This window comes from Aggregatimonas sangjinii, from assembly GCF_005943945.1.
GTDB lineage: Bacteria > Bacteroidota > Bacteroidia > Flavobacteriales > Flavobacteriaceae > Pelagihabitans > Pelagihabitans sangjinii.
This window is the reverse complement of the sequence record NZ_CP040710.1, coordinates 1886823-1911123: the sequence shown is the minus strand read 5'-3', so window position 1 is coordinate 1911123 and position 24301 is coordinate 1886823. Positions and strand designations below refer to the sequence as shown.

Genomic DNA, 24301 nt, shown 5'->3' with positions numbered 1-24301 from the left:
TGTTTCTAAATATAGAAAAAAGTCGGACTTGAAACTATTGGTCAGCGTAAATTGGGATAATCTTCCGGATTCGCCTCGTTCATTATGGCGTACACTTTTTCGAATACATCTTCTGCGTTCGGTTTGGAGAAATAATCTCCGTCACTACCGTATGCTGGTCGGTGTGCTTTAGCGGTCAGGGTTTGCGGCGCACTGTCTAAATATTGATAGGCACCCTGCTTCTCTACGATTTCATTCAAAATATAAGCGGCACAGCCACCTGGAACGTCTTCATCGATGACCAATAGTCGATTCGTTTTCTGTACACTTTTTACGACCTGCCCATCGATATCGAAAGGTAGCAAGGATTGCGCATCGATCACTTCGGCATCTATACCGACCTCTTTCAATTCCTCGGCGGCTTGTGAAACGATCCGCAAAGTGGAACCGTAGGACACCAAAGTAATGTCCGAGCCGGTTTTCAAGGTTTCTATGACTCCGATCGGCGTGCAGAGTTCTCCTAGGTTGTTCGGCAGTTTTTCCTTTAATCGATATCCGTTCAAACTTTCGATAACCAAGGCCGGTTCATCGCTTTTCATTAGCGTATTGTAAAAGCCCGCGGCCTGGGTCATGTTACGGGGAGATAGAATATACATACCCCGCAGCAGGTGAATAAGTCCGCCCATTGGCGAGCCCGAATGCCAGATACCTTCCAAACGATGGCCCCGTGTACGAACGATCAAAGGTGCTTTTTGTTTTCCAGAGGTACGGTAACGCAGACAGGCCAAATCGTCGGTAAGTGTTGGTAGCGCATAGAAAATATAATCGAGGTATTGAATTTCGGCTATTGGGCGCAAGCCCCGCAATGCCATACCGATACCTTGACCGATAATTGTCGTTTCGCGAATACCCGTATCCGCGACGCGCAATTCGCCATATTTCTTCTGTAGGCCTTCCAGCCCTTGATTAACATCGCCAATCGCTCCCGTATCCTCACCAAAAACTAGGGCTTCAGGATATTTTTGAAATAACTTGTCAAAATTATCCCTTAAGATGATACGGCCATCCACCATTTCGGGATCGGAAGCATATTTTGGAAGAACCGCGGGTATGTTCGTGGCTCTGGTAGGTAATTCGCTGTATAGATTATTGCTGAATTTGGGTTGACTACTCGCTAGAAAATCATTGATCCAATTTTTAAGATTTTGACTCTCCGTAGACGTATTTCCCAAAAGGTACCGTAACGCTTTTCGCCCAGCTACGGCCATATCCTTTTTAATGGGTTCCTCGAGGGCGATAAGGTCGTTCTTCACCTTGGAGAGGAAGTTTTTGTTGATACTGTTTTGCGCCGCTTGTTCCAAAAGCACGACTAATTCCTTCTTTCGTTGCTTTTGTTCCTCGATCGATTCTGCCCAGGCTTGCTTTCGGGCCGATCGCACTTCGGTTTTTACCCTTTTTTCGGTGAGTAAGAGTTCCTCTTCCGTCGCAATGTTCGAACTGAGAATCCATTCCCTAAATCGCTTGTTGCAGTCATTTTCGGCTTCCCATTGCAAACGGGCGTCGTCCTTGTAGCGTTCATGGGAACCTGAGGAAGAATGTCCCTGGGGCTGGGTTAGCTCATACACGTGAATGATGACGGGAACATGCGCCTCACGAGCAATGTCGGCCGCATTTTGGTAGGTATGCATCAAAGCGGTGTAATCCCACCCCTTTACTTTAAGAATCTCGTATCCTTTGGTCTCTTTTCCACGTTGGAACCCACTGAGCATTTTAGAGATATCCTCTCCGGTAGTGTGGTATTTCGCAGGAACCGAGATGCCGTATTCATCATCCCAGATACTAATGACCATAGGTACCTGTAAAACACCACCCGCATTGACGGTTTCAAGGAACATACCCTCGCTTGTACTGGCATTGCCTATGGTTCCCCAAGCGATTTCGTTACCATTTTCAGAAAACTTTTCGGTTTTCACATCTTCCAGCTGCCGGTACATTTTAGATGCCTGCGCAAGACCAAGCAATCTCGGCATTTGACCCGCGGTACATGAAATATCCGAACTACTATTCTTTTGTTTAGTCAAATCACGCCAACTACCGTCTTCGTTCAAGCTGTAGGTCAAAAAATGGGCACCCATTTGCTTGCCTGCGCTCATGGGTTCCATTTCGATATCGGTAGTGGCGTACAGGGCGTGAAAAAATGCTTTGGGCTTTAGAAGTCCCAAGGCCATCATAAAAGTTTGGTCTCTATAATACCCACTGCGGAAATCCCCGTTCTGAAAAGACCTGGCCATGGCCAGCTGTGGGAGCTCCTTGCCATCACCGAAAATCCCGAATTTGGCCTTCCCCGTCAATACTTCCTTACGACCGATAAGACTGCAGGTGCGGCTTAGGTAGGCTGTCTCGTAATCCTGAAGGATTTGTTTCCTGAAATCCTCAAAAGAAATGTCACTACTGGTCTTGGAAGAAATTTTCATCGACGATGCGGCTTTAGGGCAAAATTATCAAAACCATCTCGTTTTTGCAACCGTAAAATCCTTTAAAATATTAAGATATCAACAATAATAGAAATAAAAGACTGCACATTTTCCAAGCATTCAAGAAATAATCAATTGGTTTCTGCGAATTTGATAATTTTTAAAACCAATCCCTTGTAAATAGCCCGACAAGCGTTTTTAAATCAACGGTAACTACAAAACGGATTTTTTCACCGTAGTCGGGTTGCGCTATCTCCCAACCATTATTGGAATAGAAGGGGAGATAGAGTTCAAAATAGTCGGTGACCAAGTTCAACCGTATCCCGGAATCGTATACGAATTTACCAGGGAGGTTTTTGTTTTTTACATAGCCTAGGTCACCATATACTTCTATCCATTTCCAAAGGTTGACACTGGTGTTCATGGTCGCCAACCAATCATTCGAAAAGCGGTACCTTTCATCCAAGATAGATTTGAAGCCGCCTTCGGCGATAATGATCTGTTGGCTATATATTCCAGAGCCTTCGGAACGACCCAAATAACCATAGTCGAACAGATAATCGGTCGGTCTATCCAACGCAAAACTAAAAAAGTCCGAATCGCTCTTATTTCGCAAAAACTTGCCAGCATAGACCCTAAGGTTGAATTGGCGGTTGCTTTCAAATAATTTGCGATATTCCAATTCCAAGGATAGCTTAGTGAATTTGTCGGCCTGCTGAAAGTCTACGAGCATCGATTTGTAATCCAGAATGTTGTTGTCCACATTTCGGTACCTAATATTGAACACGCTGTAGTCCGGTGTTTCCGGAGCATCGCCGGCAGCTATTACCCCTTCGTCCAAATCACGGAAAATATTGACATAACGAAACAACAACGACTGCCTGTTGTTACTTCTTAAATACTTCGGGCGCCAACCAAAACTGATAGAAGGCGTAACGGTTGAATAACGCGAATTCACATTGAAATGAGACGTTGAGCCACGTAAGCTGTAGTTTGCGACATACAGTCCGCTTTTGCTCAAATATTTTATGTAGCTGATCCTACCTGAACCCACAAGGGCCTTCTCCCGAAAGGAATAGGCAGGGGCGATATCATAAACAAAAGGACGCTGCAAGAGTGTCTTGTTATAGAATCGTAAACCTGGTGTCCACCCGTCATAAATATTAAAATTTACTATGGGCACGTAAAAAACCTGATTATAATAAGGGTTCTCGGAATCCCTGAAGAAAGTAAACTTCAGTTTTTTATTACCGGATAGAAATCCGCCCAACGACTTCCAATTATCGCGCTGATTGAATTCTGGGATTTTTTGGTCATAGTTCAGCACCAATTTTTCCTCACCATTTCTTGGGATCGTAAAAGTGCTAATTTCATCCACACCGGTAAACCAATATTTCGACACTACTGAATCATTCTTCAACCCGAAAAGCGAAATGGGTACGTCTGTCTCTTCTTTGTTTTTAATAGTGACCCGCAGCGAATCGACTAATTTTTCGACTTCTTTGATTTTGAAATCTATTTTCCTGTCCGTAGAGACGTAGGTGTCAAAAAACCAGTCTATATTGACGTCCGAGCTTCTTTTCAATATCGATTTGAAATCCTGTGTTGTCGTACGTTGTGTTTTAAAAAATCGGTAAAAGGTCTTGATACTACTATCTACTTTGTCCTTGCCGATATAACTGGCGAGATACGACAATCCTTGTCCTGCCTTGTACTTATTCGCTACTTTCTGATTGAATTTTATGAGTGAATCGTTCGACTCGGTAAGCGGCTGGTCTTTATTGGTCCTAGCCGTTAAATTGTATAAGAATGGATATTGTTCGTTGAAACCCATTTTCGCTAAATTGAAACTACGTATGCCCCAAATTTTTGACAGCTTTCCCAATAACTTTTGATCGGGATAATGCTGCTCTACATAGGCGATCATTAGGTAATTCGCTATCGCATCGTTTAACCATTGTTCCTTTCTAGGATTTAGATACAACGACTCGGCTAGTATACTTCGCAATGCGGTTTTAAAGAATTTCATTTCAAACTGAAACTTATCCTCATAGGGCCTTATAAACGAAGGCAGCTGGTTCAAACCGTACAGCGGACTTTTAGCGTAATCAATTTCACTGACCAATAAGTGGTCATGGGGGTACTTGCCTAGATTGTCGGCAATGAACTCGGTTATCTTAAAGATTGAAAGGCCCTGCGAGATTTTATCATAACGGGACGCTTCAATATCGCTGGTTACCGATATCGCATCGGTTACGTGGGTGATGAACTTTTTTTCCGGGCTGAGGATAATTTCGCAACTTTTACGGTTTTTACCGACCAGTTGCGTTTGTTGACCCTGTGGGGTGGTCACTATTTGGGTGCTCTTAAAGTTCGACGCTAGATATGTTCCTTCCGGAAAGGTGAAGTTTAAGGTCGTATTGGTAAGACCGGTATATAAATCTTCCAGATTTTTGTTCGAGTATAGTTGCCATTCCCCATCAAAAATGGCCGGGGTAAGGTACCAATCCTTTAAATAGTAGCCATTCTTATTGTCATAACCAAAAGAGGTGAATTTATCCGGTGGAAGTTTTACCGTATAAGTCAGGAATACCTTGGTGCTCTCATTGGGTGCCAAAGGTTCGTTCAGCTGTATTCTGATAATATCCTTATCCTTGGTACGCTTGTATCGGAGGCCTTCATAGTTGCTATCTACCGCACTCATTATTTTGGTGTACCCACGTTCTTTTTTCTTGGCCAGATGTAAACTTCTTCTAAAATCTTCGGCAAAGCGCTTGGCCAGCCCGGTATTTTTACTTGAATAGGCATTTGCCCAATCGTTAAAGTAAATTTCTTGCAAGGTGGTCTGCGAGGTATTAAGAAACGTAAATTCCTGCTTTATACTAATTTCCTTGGTGTCCCCGTTTAGAATTGCCGCAAGCTTATTGGTATGCTGTGCCCATGCCTCCGCTGTTCCGAATAAAATGAACAGAGCAGCTACAATACCATATGCGAGGGAAATTTTTTTCAAACGAATTTAGAAATTTGGGCTAAGCTGATGTCCTTTGTAGAACGCGTCAATGATTTCGACCACCTCTTCCTCGGTGTCGACGATATGAATGAGTCCCATATCGCTTTCACTGATATTTCCAGCTGTGAGCATGGTCGTTTTAATCCAATCTATAAGTCCTGACCAGAAGCTCGTACCGACCAAAATGATTGGGAATCGTTCAATTTTAGCGGTCTGTATAAGGGTAATTGCCTCGAAGAGCTCATCCAAGGTGCCAAAACCACCCGGCATTACTACAAAACCTTGGGAGTATTTAACGAACATTACCTTTCTCACAAAAAAGTAATCGAAATCAAGACTCTTATCACCATCGATGTAAGGGTTGTCGTGCTGCTCAAACGGTAAATCGATGTTCAGCCCTACGGAAGTACCTCCTGCCAGGTGGGCCCCGCGATTACCTGCTTCCATAATGCCGGGACCGCCACCGGTAATCACTCCGTATCCGGCTTCCGCGATACTTTTGGCTATGCTAACCGCCAACTTGTAGGTAGCGTCGTTCTCTTTAGTACGAGCGGAACCAAAAATAGAAACACAGGGGCCAATGGTGCTCATGCGTTCAAACCCATTAACGAATTCGCCCATAATTTTGAATATGGCCCACGAATCATTGGTTTTCAATTCATTCCAGCCCTTATGATGTTGTTCTTTTCTCATTAAATGTGATGTTTTATTGTCATTTGCAGGCCTTTTTCGAAATCATCTCAAAAGGAAAGCTTATTCGCAATTTGCCTCGCTTTTTGAAGTCCTTATCGCAATTCCTTCTTCAAAAAGCTTGCCGTATAACTTTTTTTATCTTTTGCTACTTCTTCGGGTTTGCCTTTTGCAACCACCATTCCGCCTCCGCGGCCACCCTCATATCCTATATCGATAATATAATCGGTCATTTTTATGACGTCCATATTATGCTCGATAACCAGGATGGTGTTTCCTTTGTCTACCAATCTGTTCAAAACTTCCATCAGCACACGAATATCTTCAAAATGGAGACCTGTCGTCGGCTCGTCCAAGATATAAAAAGTATTTCCAGTGTCCCTTTTTGATAGCTCTGTTGCCAGCTTTATCCGTTGTGCCTCACCTCCCGACAAGGTGGTAGACTGTTGCCCCAACGAAATATACCCCAAGCCTACGTCTTGTATCGTCTTTAGTTTTCTATGGATTTTGGGAATCAATTCAAAAAAATCGACGGCTTCATTGATGGTCATCTCCAAAACGTCGGCAATTGATTTGCCCTTGTAACGAATCTCCAAGGTCTCCCGATTGAATCGTTTGCCGTTACAGGTTTCACAATCTACGTAAACATCGGGTAAGAAGTTCATTTCTATCACCCGCAATCCGCCGCCTTGGCAGGTTTCACAGCGACCACCCTTTACATTAAAGCTAAATCGGCCTGGTTTATAACCCCGAATAGCCGCTTCCGGGGTTTTGGTAAAGAGGGCACGTATTTCACTAAAAACCCCTGTATAGGTTGCCGGATTGGAACGCGGTGTTCGCCCGATCGGACTTTGGTTGATATCGATAACCTTATCGATATGCTCCAGACCCGTGATTTTTTTATAGGGCATCGGTTTTTTTACACCATTGAAATAGTGTGCGTTCATGATAGGGTAGAGGGTCTCGTTGATCAAAGTGGATTTGCCGCTACCGGAAACTCCGGTAACCCCGATCATCTTACCGAGGGGCAATTCGATGGAAACGTTCTTTAAATTGTTTCCTGTACAGCCCGAGAGCTTTATTTTCTTGCCATTTCCCTTCCTTCGTTTTTGGGGAACCGCAATTTCTTTTTTTCCGTTAATATAATCCGCGGTGAGCGTCTGATGCGCTTTTAAATTGGCCGGGGTACCTTCCGAGATAATCTCACCACCATGACGGCCTGCTCTTGGCCCAATATCGATTACATGGTCGGCCCTTTCGATCATGTCGCGATCGTGTTCTACCACGATTACGGAATTACCGATATCCCGTAGCGATTCCAACGACCTGATCAACCTGTCGTTATCCCTCTGGTGAAGGCCAATGCTCGGTTCATCAAGGATATAAAGCACACCTACCAATTGCGAACCTATCTGCGTCGCTAAGCGAATGCGCTGCGCCTCCCCACCGGAAAGCGATTTTGAACTTCGGTTCAGGGAAAGGTAGTCCAGGCCAACATCCAACAAAAATCGGATACGGGTTCTAATTTCCTTAATGATTTCTTCGGCTATCTTAAATTGGTTCCCTTGTAAAGTACTCTCCAAATCTTCAAAGAAAAGGGCAAGGTCGGTGATATCGAGATGCGCCAGTTCAGCAATATTCTTTTCGTTTACCTTAAAATTAAGCGACTCCTTTCGAAGACGGGAACCTTCGCAACGCGGACAGCTAACCTTATCCATATATTCCTTGGCCCAACGCTTTATGGAAGTAGATTCGGCAGCTTCAAACTGGTTCTTGATAAAATTCGATATGCCTTCGTAATCGATTTTATAAGTGCGCTTTACGCCGAGTGTCTTCGAGTCTACCTCGAAGGTTTCAAGCCCCCCGTTCAAGAGTACATTCAGCGCTTCTTCGGGTATTTTTGCAATTGCATCCGTCATTTCGAATTCATAGCGCTGCGCTATCGTTTCGATTTGTTTAAAAGCCCACGATTTTTTGTATGCCCCCAAAGGTGCAATACCCCCTGCTTTTATGGAAAGCTTTTTATCTGGAAATATTTTGTTCTCGTTTACTTCGTATACATGCCCCAACCCATTGCATTCAGGGCACATACCTTTTGGCGAATTGAATGAAAACGTATTCGGTTCCGGCGATGGATACGAAATACCGGTAGAGGGACACATCAGATCCCGACTGAAGAAACGCGGTTCGACCTGTCCTTCTTCTAAGACCATAAGCACATCGTTGCCACTATACATAGCGGTATTGATGGTTTCGGACAAGCGTTTGTCCAATTCATCGGATTCCTTAACTTTAAGTCGATCGATGACGATTTCGATATCGTGGGTCTTATAGCGGTCGACTTTCATTCCCTTGACGATGTCAAGAATCTCGCCGTCGACGCGAACTTTAACAAAACCTTGTTTCCCGATTTGTTCAAAAAGCTCTCTATAATGCCCTTTCCGCGACCTGATAACAGGGGCAAGAATGTTGATTTTTTTATCCGCGAAAGATTCGATGATCAGGTCCTTAATCTGGGCATCGCTATAACTCACCATCTTTTCGCCCGTATTATAGCTGTAGGCGTCTCCAGCGCGGGCAAAGAGAAGTCTTAGAAAATCATAGATTTCGGTTATGGTCCCTACCGTTGAACGTGGCGATTTGCTCGTTGTTTTTTGTTCAATGGCGATGACGGGCGAGAGACCATCGATTTTATCGACATCAGGGCGTTCCAAACCACCTAAAAACTGGCGCGCATAAGCCGAGAAGGTCTCGATATAGCGACGCTGTCCCTCGGCATAGATAGTATCAAAGGCAAGCGACGATTTTCCACTACCGGAAAGCCCTGTAATCACCACTAATTTTTCCCGGGGTATGGTAACATCCAAATTCTTTAGATTATGTACCCTGGCCCCTTTGACTTCTATGTTTTCCTCGTAGTTTATCATATAAATTGGACAAAGTTGCAAAAGTACGGCTTTGACACCTAAAATCGTAGTTGGGGTAGTTTAGTTTTTGTTAATTGAACGCCAGCCCATAAATTTGTCCGTTCATACTAAATAGAGAACGGATGCAGCTTTTGGGAATAGGTTCTAGAATAAACCATACCGAATTTGGTAAAGGGGTGGTTACCAATGTCACATCAAAACATTATTGGGTCACTTTTATGGAAAATGGTTTGGAAACCATTGGTATCGATTCCGATTTTGAAGTGATAGAGGGGGTTACCGATGAATTGGATACCGTTAGTTTTTCGGACGTGGAACAATCGCTTATCGCCATATTGCGACGATGGAGCGATACCTCATCGCTGACACCAATTGCCGACAAATGGAAAGGCGGTAGTCTCGTACTGACCCCAGGCGATAGCAGTTTATCGAGCAAGGAAATTACCATGGACACTTTCTTTCATAAAATAGTAATGGTGCGCGACCGTATTCGAGTAATGGAACAAAAAATAAACGCCAGTAAAAATCTTGATGATCAGGAAAAAGTAGACTTACAGCAATACATCACTCGAATTTATGGTAGCCTAACCACCTTTAATGTGCTGTTCAAGAACCAAAGTGACACCTTCGTAGGGGAACGAACAAAATAGTGCTTTATTAAGCAGCTATCGTTCCTTTTATTTTTGGCATTTCACTATAAGTCCTTCCATTCAAAGAACGTCCGCTTTTCTTTTTATTGGTACCACCCCATTGCTTGAAGAAAAAGGCGACTTTTGATTTTTTACATTGATTTTTTATATCAACAACCCAATCGACTTTAATTGGTCTTGGCCTTCTTCCACTTTCACCGCCGACGATGACCCAGTCGATATTTTCTAAGTTTAAATTTGGCAAAGGACCGATTAAAGGTTCTAGAGACAGGAATTTAGTCTTAGCGTTTATTTTTCTCAGAAATTCAATACGATTTTCTACATCTTGGCTCTCTACGGAAACGCCCATCCAAATATTTGGAGTCCAGTTGAGCTCTTCATGTAATTCGTATAATCTACCCCCTCGTTTCGTAAGAACTTGAAAGATGTGTTGATTGTTCTCGTTCATTACTTCAAAAACTTTTTTTATGAAGCTTAGAGGTACTTCCGGATGAAATAAATCACTCATGGAGTTGACAAATACAATTTTAGGTTTTTTCCAAGTAAAAGGTGTTTTTAAAGCAGATTCATGTGTTCGGACCTTAAAGTTGTCTTTATATTTATCTAGACCCATCGCATGCAATCTTTTAGACATTACCTCTGCATAACAGTATTTACACCCTTGACTCACTTTAGAGCAGCCGGTTGTAGGGTTCCATGTCATTTCCGTCCATTCAATACTAGACTGTGCCATATTAGTTTTGATTATTGTATTTCTTTATAATATCGTCGGCAATACTAACAGCATTTTTATTATTCGACACCATAAAGAAATGAAACATAATTGAATTTGAACTATTTTTTAAAATATATGGTCTAGTAACATAATTAAAAAGCTCACCAAGCCTTTTCTTATATAAATCAGCAGATTTTTCAATTGCTCTTTCTTCTTTGGTCATAACAATTTCATCTTCTCCAAACAAAGTTTGAACTTGTGTTGACTTATAAAAATGATTTAAAATATCTTCTTTGGTCAAGCCTAAAAATTTCTCAAGACGTTTAATCCATGCTTCAGATATTTTTCCATCATTTTTAAGTAATCTGTTCACTCCCATACCCGTTGGAACTAAAATCCATACATCGACATTTGATTCTTTTAAAGAAGCTAGCGAATCCCATTTTACTTGCATCCTACAAGGATCTATATATGCCAAAACCCTATGGTTTTTTCCATCTGAAGAATTAAGAAACTTTGCCAGAGATTGAATCTTATTATTGCAGTCTTCATTAACCACGTATGTGTTTTTATCGTATCCCGAGGTCAAACTTCTTAGCTGTTGCGCATTGTCAGAATCCTTTTCAACAAAATAATATTGGTCAAATGAACGAGGTTCTTCCAAATCCAATATTCGTTGAGCGGCACCGATAATTATTTTCCTATTCTCCTCAGAGCCTTTTGTTATAAAGCCACTGCCCGCGAAACCGTCGAAATACAAAAGCTTCCAACCGAATTTTGGAGCATATTTATTCATTATTGTCAAATATGCAAAAGCATATTCCACGAGAATTTCAATTTTTGCTTCAGTCCAATTTCCTCCGAAGAAATTCATAGTTTAATTTTAATAGCAAATGATATTAATAGGTCATTTCCTGTTAAAGATAACCCAATTGTTTCTTTCGCAAATATCTAAATCACTTTGAAAAAACGGAATCAGTGTTAAGAGTTACATTTTTAGGTGAAGGTCAGCCATCAAGTCAATCAAACGGCCTCTTTCTTCTCGCTCAAATACTTCCAATACCGTTTGGGCACATGTTGGGTATGCAATTTTTTATTAATCCGTGATTTGATATTGGTGCTTTTAAAATAATCGTTCCACAAATCTTGATAATCGTACTCCTCATTTGTAAATGCCTTGTTTTTCTGAATACTGTTCGTATACACTTCTTCTAAATCCAACGTCACGATTTCAACGGACTCCATATTATAAAAGAGTCCGTATTTGCGCTTTACATCATAGATAATCCATTGTTGGTCGGCATAGCGCGAGCGAAAATGCTTCGAGATCAAAGGCAAAACATCAAAGTCAGGCTCTATGTTGGCGAAATAAATACCATCCTGGGTCAACTGAAACCGCACAAATGCCTCCATACGATGCTTCTCCCTGCCGACACTTTTTGCCAATTGACTTATTTTCATCACAATTTCATCGGCATAGTCGGTAGCGATGGATTGTTTTTTGGCAAATAGTTTAAGAATGTATCGATACAACTGAAGCTCAATCCCTTTCTGGCCGCTTAAAAAAGCGAAATAGATGTTCTTTATGGCCAAATTACTTTTTCGTTGAATACCGTTCCAGACCCGCTTCGCCAGATCCATTTGTGTAAAAACGGTTTCAGTCTCGGAAAATAGTCCACTTTGAGAAATCGCATTGGATTGAATATCGGATACCACGATTTTCTCATCAAATGCCTTGAATACCGAAGTTAAAAATCCGTTGAAACTTCCATCATAAATCAAAATTCTAGCTGTTTCCATAGGTAACGATTTTAATGTGTGATAACTGATACTTATATTTTAACTCTGTCGTGAGTTGTTCCCTCTTCGCTACGTGCAAAATCGCAATCATATCGCCTTTAGTTAAACAAACTTAGTTGACTGCTGTATTTATTTCTGAACTTCCCCTGAGAGCTTTGCAAAATGAGACCTTTGATGGTTTCGGGTTGTAAGTCTTTCGTTTCCCAATTCTTGGCACCGCAAACCATGAAATACTTGGCCCTGTTCAAGGCAACCCCCATTCGCTTGAGGTGCTCCCGATCCAATCTTCGAAATTTTCTCGCTTTTAAAATTCTATTTACAGACTGCATACCCACACCCGGTATGCGCGCCAGCATCCGCTTATCGGCGGTATTGATATCTACCGGAAAATGATTCAGATTGCGTAAGGCCCAACCTAACTTGGGGTCGATATCGATATCCAGATTAGGAGTGGAATTATTTAAAATCTCCCTAATATCGAATCCGTAAAAGCGCAATAACCAATCCGTTTGATAGAGCCTGTTCTCTCGCAACATAGGTACCTGAGAGCCGATGGACGGTAAACGACTGTCCTCTGCCACTGGCACATACCCCGAATAATACACCCGTTTCATGTTATAGTTCTTGTAATAATGCGTGGCTGAATACATGATATCCTTGTCGGACTCGCCCGTGGCCCCGATAATCATTTGTGTGCTTTGGCCGGCAGGAGCGTATTTCGGGGTATTTTTAATGATTTTTCGTTCCGATTTGTAGCGCACGATTTCATTTTTCACCTTGAGCATGGGCTTGGTAAAATCTTCGTGCTTTTTGTCGGGTGCCAACAGTTTAAGACCTGAAATAGTAGGTATTTCAATATTTACGGATAATCTATCGGCGTACAATCCAGCTTCAAACATTAATTCATCGCTTGCTCCGGGTATGGATTTCAAATGAATGTATCCGTTAAAATTTTCCTCCAACCTCAATTTCTTCGCGACCGCGACAAGCCGTTCCATGGTAAAATCTGGATTCTTGAAGATTCCCGAACTTAAGAAAAGGCCTTCAATATAATTACGGCGGTAAAAATTAATCGTCAAATCGACCACTTCTTGAATCTTAAAAGCAGCCCTTTTAATATCATTACTCTTGCGCGTTACGCAATAAGCACAATCAAAGATGCAATAGTTCGTCAACAATATCTTCAATAAGGATACGCACCTACCGTCCTCGGTGTAGCTATGGCAGATACCCATGCCACTGCTATTTCCCAACCCTTTGTTCTTGTTCGTGCGTATACTCCCGCTACTTGAACAGGACACGTCATATTTAGCGGCATCGGCCAGTATGTTTAACTTTTCACGGACTCTTTCAAAAGACATAGGGAAATGAGATATTATGTAATTAATCCAAAATTATGGAAATATTCCTAATTATGGAAATATTCCATATTATTTTTTGGATATAATCCATAATTTGTATATTTGAAAGGATAGAAGGGCTGATTTTGATTCGATTTTTAACGCTAATATGTTGAATTTTAAATGGTTGCCCGGGTTCTCTTAAAGTCGGTGCAAAAGGTTGGGCGAGTAGGATAAAGTTATCCTAACGCTTCTGATAATGTGATTATGTAACGATACAAATAGATTAAACCGACTCAATAACGATACTTAAACGATTTTTTTTATGGAAAACGAACTCACTTTAAAACGCTTTATCGACATTAGACGAGATTTAGGTTATACCCAGGCGGAATTTGCAAAGTTATTGGGTATTTCCAGTACTACCGCCGATATTGAGCGGGGCCGGACAAAACTTTCGGGTAAGGTGGTCGCTGAATTGTTGAAGCAGTTCAAAATCAATCCGCTTTGGTTGTTTGGGGAAAGTGAGGAGAAATTGTTACAGCCCTCAAATGTCAGTGTTATTCCCAAAGTCGTGACCGTTGATTCCGAGAACCGGGACAATATGGTGTTGGTCAACGCGAGAGCGGCAGCGGGATACCCACAGAACATTGCCGATACGAGCTGGTACGAGCAATTACCAGCTTTTGATTTGCCTATTCCTGAATTTCGGAATGCCACATATCGCGGTTTTCAGGTAGAGGGTGATAGTATGGTGCCTAATTTAAAACCCGGAGATTGGGTGTTGGCCCGTGCTTGCGAACATATTGATAATGTAAGTGCGAATAAAATGTATGTTGTGGTGCTGGAGGATGCCGTTTTGGTCAAGAAAATCGAACGAAAGCCCAATTCGAACAATGTTACTTTGGTGTCATTGAACGAAAGTTATCCGCCTTATGAAATCAAGCCTTTCCAGATTCAGGAGATGTGGGAGGTGAACAGTAAAATTACCTTTGGTCTCGATGCTACTTCCGAAACCGGTCTCCTGAGACAATTACAGGAATCGATGGACGAGCTAAAAAGCCAGTTTAAGCATGTTAAAAAGGTGTAGAGTAAATTTGCCTGCCCGGTTTACAGCTTTAAATTATAAAGTCCACTCTCCCGCAATGTAAAGCCTAGACTTTTGTATAAATTGATGGCCGCAGAACGGTGATGTCCGGTAAATAGTAATACTTCGTCCAAATTTCGATATTTAGCCTCTTCCAATAGCTTTTGCATTAGTTTTCTACCGATGCCTTTTCCTCGGTGTGCTTCATCAACGACAACATCTTCTACCATGCCGCGATGACCGGAAATGACGGTATAGGTGGCTAAAAGCGCTATCCCGATAACAGCTTCTTGTTCACGGCATACCGCTACAATAACCTTGTTTTCATTTTGAAGTATCTGTACCAACGGGCGCTGTACGATATTGGGGTTCAACTGTTCATAAATTTTTGAAACCTGATCTTGTATGCTTAAGGTTAGCTTCGTGGATTGCAGCAGTTCTATTTCCATATGATTGATTTGTTTTCAGACGACGCTCGATTTGCCCATCCATTTCTTGGTTTCGCCTTGCGCGTTGAGTAGCCTAAATATTGTATATTTAATTACAATCGACAAGAAAATATGACCAGACTTTTTTTACTATGGATTTTGACAATAAGCTGTCTACCCATAAAAGCCCAAGAAATTCCCAACGATACACTTATCGTCGGTTATACCACGGCACCTCCATTTATTATCCAAAAAAACAATCGCTTAGAGGGGATCAATATGTGGCTTTGGCGTCGGGTAGCCAAAGACTTGGACCTCAAGTACAAATTGATGCCAATGAATTTTTCGGATATGCTTGACTCCTTATCCAATGGTTCGATCGATGTAAGCATCAACCCACTGACCATTACCGGAGAACGCAGTAAGCGCATGGAGTTCACCCATTCTTTTTACGCCTCGAACGCCACCATTGCTATTGCGGAACAATCCTCCTTCGAAGAAATCGTTCAATTCGTAAAAGGTTTTTTCAACACCAATGTTTTGAAAGGTTTTCTACTCCTCTTGGGCATCATCCTTTTGTTTGGGCTGTTGGGATGGTATTTTGAAAAACGCGAAAACCCCGAGCACTTTCGCGGGGGTGCCAAGGGTATTTGGGATGGTCTATGGTGGTCGGCCGTTACCCTGACCACTGTCGGTTATGGTGATAAAGCGCCCAAAACGGGTTTTGGCAAGTTGGCCGCTCTTGTTTTAATGTTTACCGGCTTATTGTTTATCTCTGGGTTAACGGCAGGTATTGCATCTAGTCTTACGATCGACCAGTTAAATAACAATGCCGAAGGTTTTAGCGAATTTAAAGAACGTGCGGTGGGCTCGGTCAAGAATACGGGTACGGAACAGTTTCTGCGGACCCAGTTCTTCAAAAATATCAAGGCGTATCCGAATGTTTCCGCCGGCCTCACCGATTTGAGGGATAAAAAGATAGAAGCTTTTGCCTACGATGAACCCATCCTCAAATATCGCATTCAACAAGATTCCTCGCTGAAAGATTTAGCTATTCTTCCTATTAAGTTCGATATTCAATTTTATGCTTTCGGTATCACCAAGGCAAAGCCCGAGTTAGAACAAACTATTTCTCAGCGTATTTTGGAGATTATGGAAACCGAGGGCTGGCAAATCGTGTTGAGCGAATATGGCCTTAAAGAATTTTAGAGGATTTCAGATGCTCGGAATACGGTATTCCCCTTATTTAGTGTGAACTAAGCACAAGCCACGATCTATCATACGAATTTCGGTGCTATGCTAAAGTGTGAATTCGTTTTACCTACATTTACTCGAAACCAAAAAGTTAATCATAGGCCCTGACCTCTCCCATGCTCAACGTTATCGGACCGAGTTCGTGGGAGGTCGGTAAGAACAAGCCATTTTCCATAATCTTCCAATCATCCCAAGTGGCCTCGAGCCCCCCGATAGGAATAATTTTGACCCACATTTGATAGCTGATTGGAAAACCACTGTCGTTCAATTTCCACAAATAAGCATCACCGGGCGTGGTTCCCCCTTCGGAATAGGTGACCAAAAGTCCATTGCTACCGTCTTCCAAAGCTACCAGACTGCGGCTAGTTCCTTTATCGAAAACCTTAAAGGGCGCTACCAACCAAAAAGAATCATTGTTAAAATAGGAGATGGCGGTTTCGATCAATTCTGAGCGATTATCACCGATGATTTCAACCCCGTTTTCGAAAACCGCACTTTTGTCGGGCATATACAGGTTCAGCAGTACTTTAAAATCATTCCAAGAAACGGTTACTTTTCCATTTTCCTTATCCCACTTATACTGATGCCGGCCGCCGACATAGGACCATTCCAAGAAACGGGTCTTTTGGTATTGTTCGTTATTGATTGCGGCAAGCATCTTTTGGGCCAAGGTGTCAGCTTGTGGACCCGTTTTGCCTTTTGGTAGAGGCTGGTCGTAAATCAGGTAGAGCACGCCAAATGCAATTAAGAGAATTAAAAACAGTACGCCACATATTTTTAAGAATTTTACTATTAACCTCATTGGAGTGAATTATGGAAATGTATAACTATTCGGTTTGCCTAAAGACTTCGTGCTATTCCCTCCACCAAACGAACTGGAAGAAGGAATACAGAGGACAACAAAAAAAGTCTGAAACCGACTGTGGTGTTTGCACTTTTGACTATTCCTTCGTCTCGCATCCAAAAGAAACCTTCACTTTTTTTAATTTAATAGTCGCCGAACTTTCATTGAGTCGAAAATCACTAGTTTTTATAGGCTGCCAGTTAAAGGGAAACACTCCTTTCAACTGATGTAATCAAACTGAAAGTTAACCTTTTGTGTATAAAGCTATGAATATACGTAAAAGGGTGAAAACAATATCATGAAAAAGGTAGACAAGTATCAATCGATTTCCCAATTACTGGAAACCTCGGGTCTTTTAAAAACATATTTAACGGCAAGGAAGAAAAGTGATTTAGAGGAGAAAAAGAGATTAAAGGCGTATTACAGGCAGCTAAGTGAGCTGACCGACGCACATCGGTTAAAATTAAAAAGTGGGGTGACCCGTTCCAAACGAGAAAGAACTTATGGCTCTTTTTACAGGGATCTCGCTGCATTGCAGGAGAACTCACTGTTCAAATTGCAATCAGAGTGTATTCCTAAACGGAAAAACAAGGACTACGTACCGCTACACTATGCGGACCGTAGTGAGTTGAATCAGTTTTGGGTATTGTCAAGGCCGTTACCTGATGAAGCTTTCACCACCAATGCGGACCAAATGGTACTGGAGAACTATGTTCACGCCGATGAGCGATGTGGTACCATCGTAGCCAATACCCAACTAATGATGGAGGGAACCTCAGATAATGAGATTATATTGACCAGGTTGTTCCCTTCCTTTAGTTGCCTATATATGCCGGAAAGAAGTGGCACCCTGGTTTTGAATTTTGATGTAGATACACTAAAAAGTACCTTGAGTACTTACAACTATAATGAGTTCGGCAATAGCGAAATCGAAGCCCATAGTACATTGGTCGTGCCCCGCTGTCGCGTCTTCGGAAGTGGTGGATCTACTGCCTGGTTCACCTTAGGTGGTGAAGCAAGGGGCATCAATGTCATACCGGGCTTAGATACCACATTTCATCGCTCATTTTCCGAAACTGGAGGTGGTACAAGTGCCTCAAACTCCATCCGCCGTGTTGAACGTGGTCAGTGGCATTGGGTGGAATTTGGTTTTGAGATACATCATCTCGTAATAGTAAACGATGTTTCTTTCGGTAGCTTCGCCTCGGAGCATATTTTACTGAATAAAATAGGGCTGACCGTTTAATAACCAATAGCGGTATCATCGCCCCGTTTATCGGCTCCACCCTCTAACGTGCCATCTTCAAGCACGCGAATCGCATCAACTTTCCCAATTATGGGGGTCCGTTCTTCGTTTATAAAGTATCCTTTGGCTTTTAGGTTCTCTTTGAGATCTGCAGAAAAACCTTGAGGTTCAAAAACCACGACATCGGGCAACCATTGATGGTGAAAACGTGGGGCATTTACGGCCTCCTGCATGCTTAAATTGAATTCATAGGCGTTTAAAATGGTCTGTGCTACAGCGGTAATTATCGTAGACCCACCTGGTGTGCCTACCACCATATACAATTGACCCTCTTTCTCGACAATCGTGGGCGTCATACTGCTCAACATGCGTTTCTCGGGTGCTATACTGTTCGCTTCGGCGCCGATAAGCCCGAACATATTCGCTACCCCGGCCTTGGCACTAAAATCATCCATTTCATTATTCAAAAAGAATCCGAGTTCATCACAATACAATTTAGAGCCATACGCTCCGTTCAAGGTCGTGGTGACCGATACGGCATTGCCCTGTTCATCTACGATAGAGTAGTGGGTCGTTTCCATACTTTCTACGATTTCGACGGAACCATGGGCGACCTCGGAAGATTTTGTCGCAGTTTCAAAAGTGAAATTTTCCATCCGTCCCTCCAGATAGCTTTTGCTTAATAGCACGTCCAAAGGAATTGATGTAAAATCAGGATCACCCAAATAGTAGTTACGGTCCGCATATGCCCTTCTTGAGGCCTCGGTAAACAATTGAATGGCCTTTTCGGAATTATGACCGAATTTCGCAAGCTCGTAAGGTTCTATCATTTTAAAAATTTGGTTAATGGTCACACCCCCACTACTGGGTGGACTCATAGAGACGATTCTAAGATCTTTGTAGTTGAAAATAATCGGCTGGCGCCACTTGGCCTCGTACTTCTCCAAGTCCTCTTCGGTGATATAACCTCCCTTTTCTTGAATGAATGCCGACAAGGTCTTTGCCGTTTCCCCTTTGTAAAATCCATCTCGACCGTTTTTGGCGATCAGACGCATGGTTCGGGCCAATGCGGGATATTTTACGATGTCGCCAGCCTTACAGCCTATGGGGAAAGTCGTGACACTATCGTTTACTTGCAGAATGAGGTCTTTGTAATTCTCAAAACGAGCGGCTTGATTTTCGGTGACCACGATTCCCTTTTCTGCCAAGGCAATGACAGGTTCGAAAATCTCTTCCAGCGGTAAAGACCCGAATTTTTCGTGCACCTCCATTATTCCCGCTACTGTTCCCGGAACGCCCACAGCGGTTGCACCTTTGGTACTCATATCCGGAATTACATTCCCAAGAGAATCGAGATACATATCTTTATGGGCGGACAAAGGTGCTTTTTCGCGATAATCCAAGGCGCCCACATCGCCATCGGCCATTCTATAGACCATAAATCCGCCACCACCGAGATTACCGGCAAAAGGATAGGCAACGACAAGTGCCATTTCGGTCGCTACCATGGCATCAAAGGCATTCCCACCTTTTTTTAGGATTTCTACGCCGATTTTAGACGCCTCTTCACGAGCAGAGACAACCATTGCCTTCTCGGTAACCAGACCTGTTGGGACGGCGGGTTGTCTTTTGCAGTTTACAAAAAGGGTAATCAATAAAAAGGTGAGGAGATACGTTTTAATTGAATTCATGTCTTTAATAATTAGTAGTCAAAAGTATTATTTTAGGGAACTATATTTCTGTTTCGAGAAGGTGATCAATTCATCGAAAAAGTTGGTGAACTCGCTTTCGAATTCGGAGTAATGCTCTTCTAGGTCGAGAATGGCGAAGTTCATTTTCGATTTATTCTGGGTTCTGCGGTTCATTCCGTTGAGTACCTTGCCGATTCCTTCGATTTTGGAATAATTGAAAATCCAATTATCACTGATCATATAGGGCATCATTCGTTTAATGCCTTCGGGCAGGATTTCGTAGTTGTTTTCCAAAAGATCATAGAACTCCTCTACGAATAGGGTCAACGGTACCTCGGAATAACGGGACCAGTTCTTGGCTAAAAAATGGTCATAGAAAATATCGACGATGACCCTGCTGTAATGACTGTAATTCTTGTGCAGTCGCTTGCTACTTTTTCTAGGGATAGGATGGCTATCGGTAAACGTATCGATTTCCCGATGCAGTACTATGCCCTGTTGCACACGTTTGGGCAAATGCTGGTATTTGTTGCCCCGAATACTATCTGCTATAAAATTCCCAATGGTGATTTCGGTATCGCCGAAAGACAGATAAATATGTGCTAAAAAATTCATGTTGTCGAATTTACAAATTGCAAACATTAGGATTGCATCGAGATCGGTATATTTGCAAAAACTTTTAAGGAACTATGACACTGATCAAATCGATATCCGGAATACGAGGCACCATAGGAGGGAAGCCAGGCGACAATTTAACTCCCATAGATGCGGTAAAGTTCGCAGCGGCTTACGGTATTTGGCTGAAGGATTACGCCGGCAAATCGGATTTAAAGGTGGTCATTGGGAGAGATGCCCGTTTGTCCGGGGAAATGATTCAGAACCTTGTGGTCTCAACGCTAATGGGATTGGGCATCGATGTGGTCGATTTAGATCTTTCGACAACGCCGACCGTAGAGATTGCCGTACCCTTGGAAAATGCTGACGGGGGCATCATACTAACGGCTAGTCATAATCCCAAACAATGGAACGCCCTGAAATTACTGAACGAGAAAGGTGAATTCTTAGATGCTGCCCAAGGAGCAAAGATTTTGGAAATCGCTGAAAAGGAGGATTTTGATTTTTGTGAGGTGGATGATTTGGGAGAAATTACTCGTAATGAGGCTTATATCGATATACACATTGATGAAGTCTTGGCTTTGGATTTGATTGATGCGGATACCATTCGCAAAGAAAAGTTCAAGGTAGTGGTCGACGGGGTGAACTCTACAGGAGGTATTGCCATTCCCCGACTGTTGGATGCGCTTGGTGTTGATGTGGTCGAATTGTATTGTGAGCCAACGGGTCAATTTCCGCACAATCCGGAACCTTTAAGAGAGCATTTGGCGGATATCTGCGCGCTGGTAGTCAAAGAGAAGGCCGATTTCGGAATCGTTGTCGATCCGGATGTAGATCGATTGGCTTTTATCAGCAACGACGGGGAAATGTTCGGGGAAGAGTATACCTTAGTGGCCTGTGCAGACTATGTACTCGGAAAGACGAAAGGAAATACGGTTTCCAATTTATCTTCTTCGCGGGCCTTACGCGATATTACCCAAAAACATGGTGGTACGTATGAAGCGGCAGCAGTAGGCGAAGTAAACGTTGTTTCCAAAATGAAAGCGACCAATGCCGTAATCGGAGGAGAAGGCAATGGGGGTATTATCTATCCAGCGAGTCACTATGGTCGCGACTCTTTGGTAGGTACTGCTTTATTCTTGATGTTAATGGCCGAAAAAGGGGGTACGGTGGCCGAATTACGGGCAAGCTATCCTTCCTACTTTATGAGCAAGAAAAAAATTCAATTGACACCCGGTCTGGACGTTGACGGCATTCTAAAAACTATGGCCACCAGCTACAAAAACGAAGATTTATCGACTATCGATGGCGTTAAGATTGATTTTGCCGAGAACTGGGTACACCTTCGAAAATCGAATACAGAACCGATAATCAGAATTTATACGGAAGCCAAAAGCCAATCGGAAGCGGATAAACTTGCGGATCGGATTATCAGTGAGATCAAGGAAGTTGCCGGGATTTAAATGTCCGATGTCGATTTACTGTTTGGCAATACATCTAGCACCTAGCCGGGCTGTTTTTACTCGATAGTCGCGATTTAAATGCTTCGTCCCGATAGCCATTGGGACCTCGACGCGCTAAGGTCTTTTCTCATTCGAATGCCTTGCGGGCCTACCTCCAGTCAGGCAGGCTTGCCCCGAAATCGTTTACTTAGCTGGCACTTTTTCATGAATCTTGGTACATACTATTGATATGGGTTCCATTCCCTACTTTTCCCTAATTATAAACTAGATGCCTAAGAGCGTACGATAGCGAATCAAAAGCTGGATGTCAGTCCGAGCCTACCTGGCCTTCGGCAGGCCTGTCGAGGACCCGGCTCGTAAGAATCTGACCATTGCAAACCTTCCAAGTACACCCCGCTTACTATTTAACTATTTGGTGGTCAGGTATGGTCGTAAAAAAAATTAATTATCTGGAGTCGTGGCGAAAGCCTTGGGCGTCTTGTTACGATGTTTCCAGCGCTTATGCGTCCACAGGTAGTGTTCGGGCCGTTCATGAATCTGTTGTTCGGCAAGTTCGATGAATCGATCAGTAATTTCATTTTTTTCGGTCGTTTTGCCAGAAGTAGTAATTGGGATGAATTCAGCCTGATAATATCCCCGTTTCACTTTAGACACTTTTAGGAAAACAACGGCAAGATCAAGTTTTCGGGCCAACATTTCAGCTCCGTTGATCACCGGCACGGTTATCCCCATGAAATCACGCCAATATTTTGCACGATGCCATTGTGGGGATTGGTCGCTTACCATCCCGAAAACACCCGTAATGCCATTTCGCTTGTTCCTGACAATTGTTTTCGTGGTTTCCCTTGTTGTGATAAGCGTGGTGTTCCACCGTGCGCGCACTCTTCGAATCCAGCGATCAAAATACGTGTTTGAGATAGGTTGATAAACGGCATAACCTTTTGAATTGATGTAGTTGTTGATGCTTACGTTCCATTCCCAATTTGCGTAATGGGAGCAGACGATCAGGATACTTCGTTCTTTTTCTATCTCTTTTATTATTTCGATATTCAGGACGTTGTATCGTTTTTTGACTTCGCTTTTGCTCAGGCTCATGGTTTTTACCATTTCCATGAACATATCGCACATATGTATAAAAAAGTCGACCTCGATACGTTTTCGTTCTTCGAATGATTTTTCCGGAAATACCAATTCCAAATTATGTCGAACTACTTTTTTTCGGTAACCGACTACCCGATAGACTAAAAAGAAGAACCCATCCGAAAACCAGTAGAAAACACGGTAGGGAAGTACCGAAATCATCCAAAGTAACGGATAGACAAGAATGAAAACGACGAATTGCATGCACTGAATTATGAGGGCAAATATAGCTATATTTGGCACCAACATAAACACGCAGTATGGAGAACATGAATATTGCCACAATAGCCATTATCGCGGTGAACGTGCTGGTCTCATTAAAGGGTTTTAATGACCAAGGTTTCTTTGAACGTTACAAATTCGGCATTAAAGAAATACAGTCGGGCCAAAAAGACAGAATGCTCACCTCGGGCTTTTTACATGTAGATATGACACACCTGCTATTTAATATGTTGACGTTATATTTTTTTGCGGATGTGGTGATTTCAGCCTTCGGCCCATTGAAATTCGTAGGCATCTATTTCATCAGCTTGGTAGCAGGAAGTTTGTTGGGCTTTTTCTTTCACAAAGACGAACCCTATTACAGCGCTGTAGGTGCGAGTGGTGCAGTTACCGGTATTTTATATGCCGCAATCCTCTTACAGCCGCAAATGGGGTTATACCTATTCTTTATTCCTATTCCTATCCCCGCCTACGTATTCGGGATTGGTTATTTGCTCTATTCCATCTACGGAATGAAAAGCCGTTCGGATAATATCGGGCATACGGCACATTTCGGCGGCGCTATCGGGGGTTTTGCAACCACATTACTTTTCGCACCAGGCCTTTTGGTCGAGAATAGCCTGATGGTCGGACTTCTATCCATTCCTATAATTATTCTCTTCGTAATGGAAAAAACGGGTAAATTTCGGTAAATGTGAGCCGTTCGTCGAAAATTTTGTAGGAATT

Annotated in this window: 19 protein-coding genes; 6 read left to right on the top strand and 13 right to left on the bottom strand. The window is 42.7% G+C overall.

What is annotated here, in order from left to right:
- Positions 1–41 precede the first annotated feature (41 nt).
- The 4 genes from FGM00_RS07830 to uvrA form a co-directional block, all read right to left on the bottom strand.
- Positions 42–2453, bottom strand: a complete 2412-nt coding sequence (locus FGM00_RS07830) for an alpha-ketoacid dehydrogenase subunit alpha/beta (protein ID WP_138852360.1) — start codon at positions 2451–2453, stop codon at positions 42–44.
- Positions 2454–2613: 160 nt separating this feature from the next.
- Entirely contained in the window at positions 2614–5463 is a 2850-nt protein-coding gene (locus FGM00_RS07825) for a gluzincin family metallopeptidase (RefSeq protein ID WP_317130268.1), read from the bottom strand.
- Positions 5464–5469: 6 nt separating this feature from the next.
- Positions 5470–6156 (bottom strand): LOG family protein, encoded by a 687-nt coding sequence (locus FGM00_RS07820; protein WP_138852359.1) that lies wholly within the window; start codon positions 6154–6156, stop codon positions 5470–5472.
- Between the two features lie 92 nt (positions 6157–6248).
- On the bottom strand, positions 6249–9080 hold the full coding sequence (gene uvrA / locus FGM00_RS07815) for an excinuclease ABC subunit UvrA (protein WP_138852358.1): 2832 nt from the start codon (positions 9078–9080) through the stop codon (positions 6249–6251).
- Positions 9081–9202: 122 nt separating this feature from the next.
- Between uvrA and FGM00_RS07810 the strand changes: the two genes are divergently transcribed.
- Positions 9203–9730, top strand: coding sequence for a hypothetical protein (locus tag FGM00_RS07810; RefSeq protein WP_138852357.1), 528 nt, complete (start codon positions 9203–9205; stop codon positions 9728–9730).
- 7 nt (positions 9731–9737) lie between these two features.
- Here FGM00_RS07810 and FGM00_RS07805 read toward each other — a convergent pair whose 3' ends face one another.
- From FGM00_RS07805 to FGM00_RS07790, 4 genes are all read right to left on the bottom strand, one after another.
- Positions 9738–10463, bottom strand: a complete 726-nt coding sequence (locus FGM00_RS07805) for a DUF5131 family protein (protein ID WP_138852356.1) — start codon at positions 10461–10463, stop codon at positions 9738–9740.
- 1 nt (position 10464) lies between these two features.
- Positions 10465–11319 carry a three-Cys-motif partner protein TcmP gene (gene tcmP / locus FGM00_RS07800; protein WP_138852355.1) on the bottom strand — a complete coding sequence of 285 codons (855 nt, stop codon included), beginning with the start codon at positions 11317–11319 and terminating at the stop codon, positions 10465–10467.
- A gap of 149 nt (positions 11320–11468) precedes the next feature.
- Positions 11469–12245 (bottom strand): TIGR03915 family putative DNA repair protein, encoded by a 777-nt coding sequence (locus FGM00_RS07795; protein WP_138852354.1) that lies wholly within the window; start codon positions 12243–12245, stop codon positions 11469–11471.
- 98 nt (positions 12246–12343) lie between these two features.
- Positions 12344–13606: a putative DNA modification/repair radical SAM protein gene (locus tag FGM00_RS07790; RefSeq protein WP_138852353.1), complete on the bottom strand. Its 1263-nt coding sequence runs from the start codon at positions 13604–13606 to the stop codon at positions 12344–12346.
- A gap of 304 nt (positions 13607–13910) precedes the next feature.
- Here FGM00_RS07790 and FGM00_RS07785 point away from each other — a divergent pair, with 304 nt between their 5' ends.
- On the top strand, positions 13911–14675 hold the full coding sequence (locus FGM00_RS07785; RefSeq protein WP_138852352.1) for an XRE family transcriptional regulator: 765 nt from the start codon (positions 13911–13913) through the stop codon (positions 14673–14675).
- A gap of 20 nt (positions 14676–14695) precedes the next feature.
- Here the strand turns inward: FGM00_RS07785 and FGM00_RS07780 are convergent, their stop codons facing one another.
- A complete protein-coding gene (locus tag FGM00_RS07780) occupies positions 14696–15121 on the bottom strand; it encodes a GNAT family N-acetyltransferase (protein WP_138852351.1) in 426 nt (141 codons plus the stop codon).
- Between the two features lie 111 nt (positions 15122–15232).
- Here FGM00_RS07780 and FGM00_RS07775 point away from each other — a divergent pair, with 111 nt between their 5' ends.
- Positions 15233–16309, top strand: coding sequence for a transporter substrate-binding domain-containing protein (locus FGM00_RS07775; RefSeq protein WP_138852350.1), 1077 nt, complete (start codon positions 15233–15235; stop codon positions 16307–16309).
- Positions 16310–16445: 136 nt separating this feature from the next.
- Here FGM00_RS07775 and FGM00_RS07770 read toward each other — a convergent pair whose 3' ends face one another.
- Positions 16446–17156 carry a hypothetical protein gene (locus tag FGM00_RS07770; protein WP_138852349.1) on the bottom strand — a complete coding sequence of 237 codons (711 nt, stop codon included), beginning with the start codon at positions 17154–17156 and terminating at the stop codon, positions 16446–16448.
- Positions 17157–17496: 340 nt separating this feature from the next.
- On the opposite strand from FGM00_RS07770, the gene FGM00_RS07765 reads away from it, so the two are divergent.
- Entirely contained in the window at positions 17497–18444 is a 948-nt protein-coding gene (locus FGM00_RS07765) for a hypothetical protein (RefSeq protein ID WP_138852348.1), read from the top strand.
- Here the strand turns inward: FGM00_RS07765 and ggt are convergent.
- A complete protein-coding gene (gene ggt, locus FGM00_RS07760; protein ID WP_138852347.1) occupies positions 18441–20135 on the bottom strand; it encodes a gamma-glutamyltransferase in 1695 nt (564 codons plus the stop codon). The genes FGM00_RS07765 and ggt overlap by 4 nt on opposite strands.
- 27 nt (positions 20136–20162) lie before the next feature.
- Positions 20163–20750, bottom strand: a complete 588-nt coding sequence (locus FGM00_RS07755; RefSeq protein WP_138852346.1) for an acyl carrier protein phosphodiesterase — start codon at positions 20748–20750, stop codon at positions 20163–20165.
- Positions 20751–20824: 74 nt separating this feature from the next.
- Here FGM00_RS07755 and glmM point away from each other — a divergent pair, with 74 nt between their 5' ends.
- Positions 20825–22213 carry a phosphoglucosamine mutase gene (glmM, locus tag FGM00_RS07750; RefSeq protein ID WP_138852345.1) on the top strand — a complete coding sequence of 463 codons (1389 nt, stop codon included), beginning with the start codon at positions 20825–20827 and terminating at the stop codon, positions 22211–22213.
- 441 nt (positions 22214–22654) lie between these two features.
- Here the strand turns inward: glmM and FGM00_RS07745 are convergent, their stop codons facing one another.
- Entirely contained in the window at positions 22655–23557 is a 903-nt protein-coding gene (locus FGM00_RS07745) for a lysophospholipid acyltransferase family protein (protein WP_138852344.1), read from the bottom strand.
- Positions 23558–23613: 56 nt separating this feature from the next.
- On the opposite strand from FGM00_RS07745, the gene FGM00_RS07740 reads away from it, so the two are divergent.
- On the top strand, positions 23614–24267 hold the full coding sequence (locus tag FGM00_RS07740; RefSeq protein WP_138852343.1) for a rhomboid family intramembrane serine protease: 654 nt from the start codon (positions 23614–23616) through the stop codon (positions 24265–24267).
- The last annotated feature ends 34 nt before the right edge of the window (positions 24268–24301 follow it).

Coding starts and splice junctions, on each gene's coding strand:
- tcmP (WP_138852355.1), bottom strand. CDS start 11,319: ATGAATTTCTTCGGAGGAAATTGGACTGAAGCAAAAATTGAAATTCTC.
- FGM00_RS07745 (WP_138852344.1), bottom strand. CDS start 23,557: ATGCAATTCGTCGTTTTCATTCTTGTCTATCCGTTACTTTGGATGATT.
- FGM00_RS07775 (WP_138852350.1), top strand. CDS start 15,233: ATGACCAGACTTTTTTTACTATGGATTTTGACAATAAGCTGTCTACCC.
- FGM00_RS07810 (WP_138852357.1), top strand. CDS start 9,203: ATGCAGCTTTTGGGAATAGGTTCTAGAATAAACCATACCGAATTTGGT.
- ggt (WP_138852347.1), bottom strand. CDS start 20,135: ATGAATTCAATTAAAACGTATCTCCTCACCTTTTTATTGATTACCCTT.
- FGM00_RS07830 (WP_138852360.1), bottom strand. CDS start 2,453: ATGAAAATTTCTTCCAAGACCAGTAGTGACATTTCTTTTGAGGATTTC.
- uvrA (WP_138852358.1), bottom strand. CDS start 9,080: ATGATAAACTACGAGGAAAACATAGAAGTCAAAGGGGCCAGGGTACAT.
- FGM00_RS07755 (WP_138852346.1), bottom strand. CDS start 20,750: ATGAATTTTTTAGCACATATTTATCTGTCTTTCGGCGATACCGAAATC.
- FGM00_RS07770 (WP_138852349.1), bottom strand. CDS start 17,156: ATGAGGTTAATAGTAAAATTCTTAAAAATATGTGGCGTACTGTTTTTA.
- FGM00_RS07795 (WP_138852354.1), bottom strand. CDS start 12,245: ATGGAAACAGCTAGAATTTTGATTTATGATGGAAGTTTCAACGGATTT.
- FGM00_RS07785 (WP_138852352.1), top strand. CDS start 13,911: ATGGAAAACGAACTCACTTTAAAACGCTTTATCGACATTAGACGAGAT.
- FGM00_RS07765 (WP_138852348.1), top strand. CDS start 17,497: ATGAAAAAGGTAGACAAGTATCAATCGATTTCCCAATTACTGGAAACC.
- FGM00_RS07805 (WP_138852356.1), bottom strand. CDS start 10,463: ATGGCACAGTCTAGTATTGAATGGACGGAAATGACATGGAACCCTACA.
- glmM (WP_138852345.1), top strand. CDS start 20,825: ATGACACTGATCAAATCGATATCCGGAATACGAGGCACCATAGGAGGG.
- FGM00_RS07820 (WP_138852359.1), bottom strand. CDS start 6,156: ATGAGAAAAGAACAACATCATAAGGGCTGGAATGAATTGAAAACCAAT.
- FGM00_RS07790 (WP_138852353.1), bottom strand. CDS start 13,606: ATGTCTTTTGAAAGAGTCCGTGAAAAGTTAAACATACTGGCCGATGCC.
- FGM00_RS07740 (WP_138852343.1), top strand. CDS start 23,614: ATGGAGAACATGAATATTGCCACAATAGCCATTATCGCGGTGAACGTG.
- FGM00_RS07780 (WP_138852351.1), bottom strand. CDS start 15,121: ATGGAAATAGAACTGCTGCAATCCACGAAGCTAACCTTAAGCATACAA.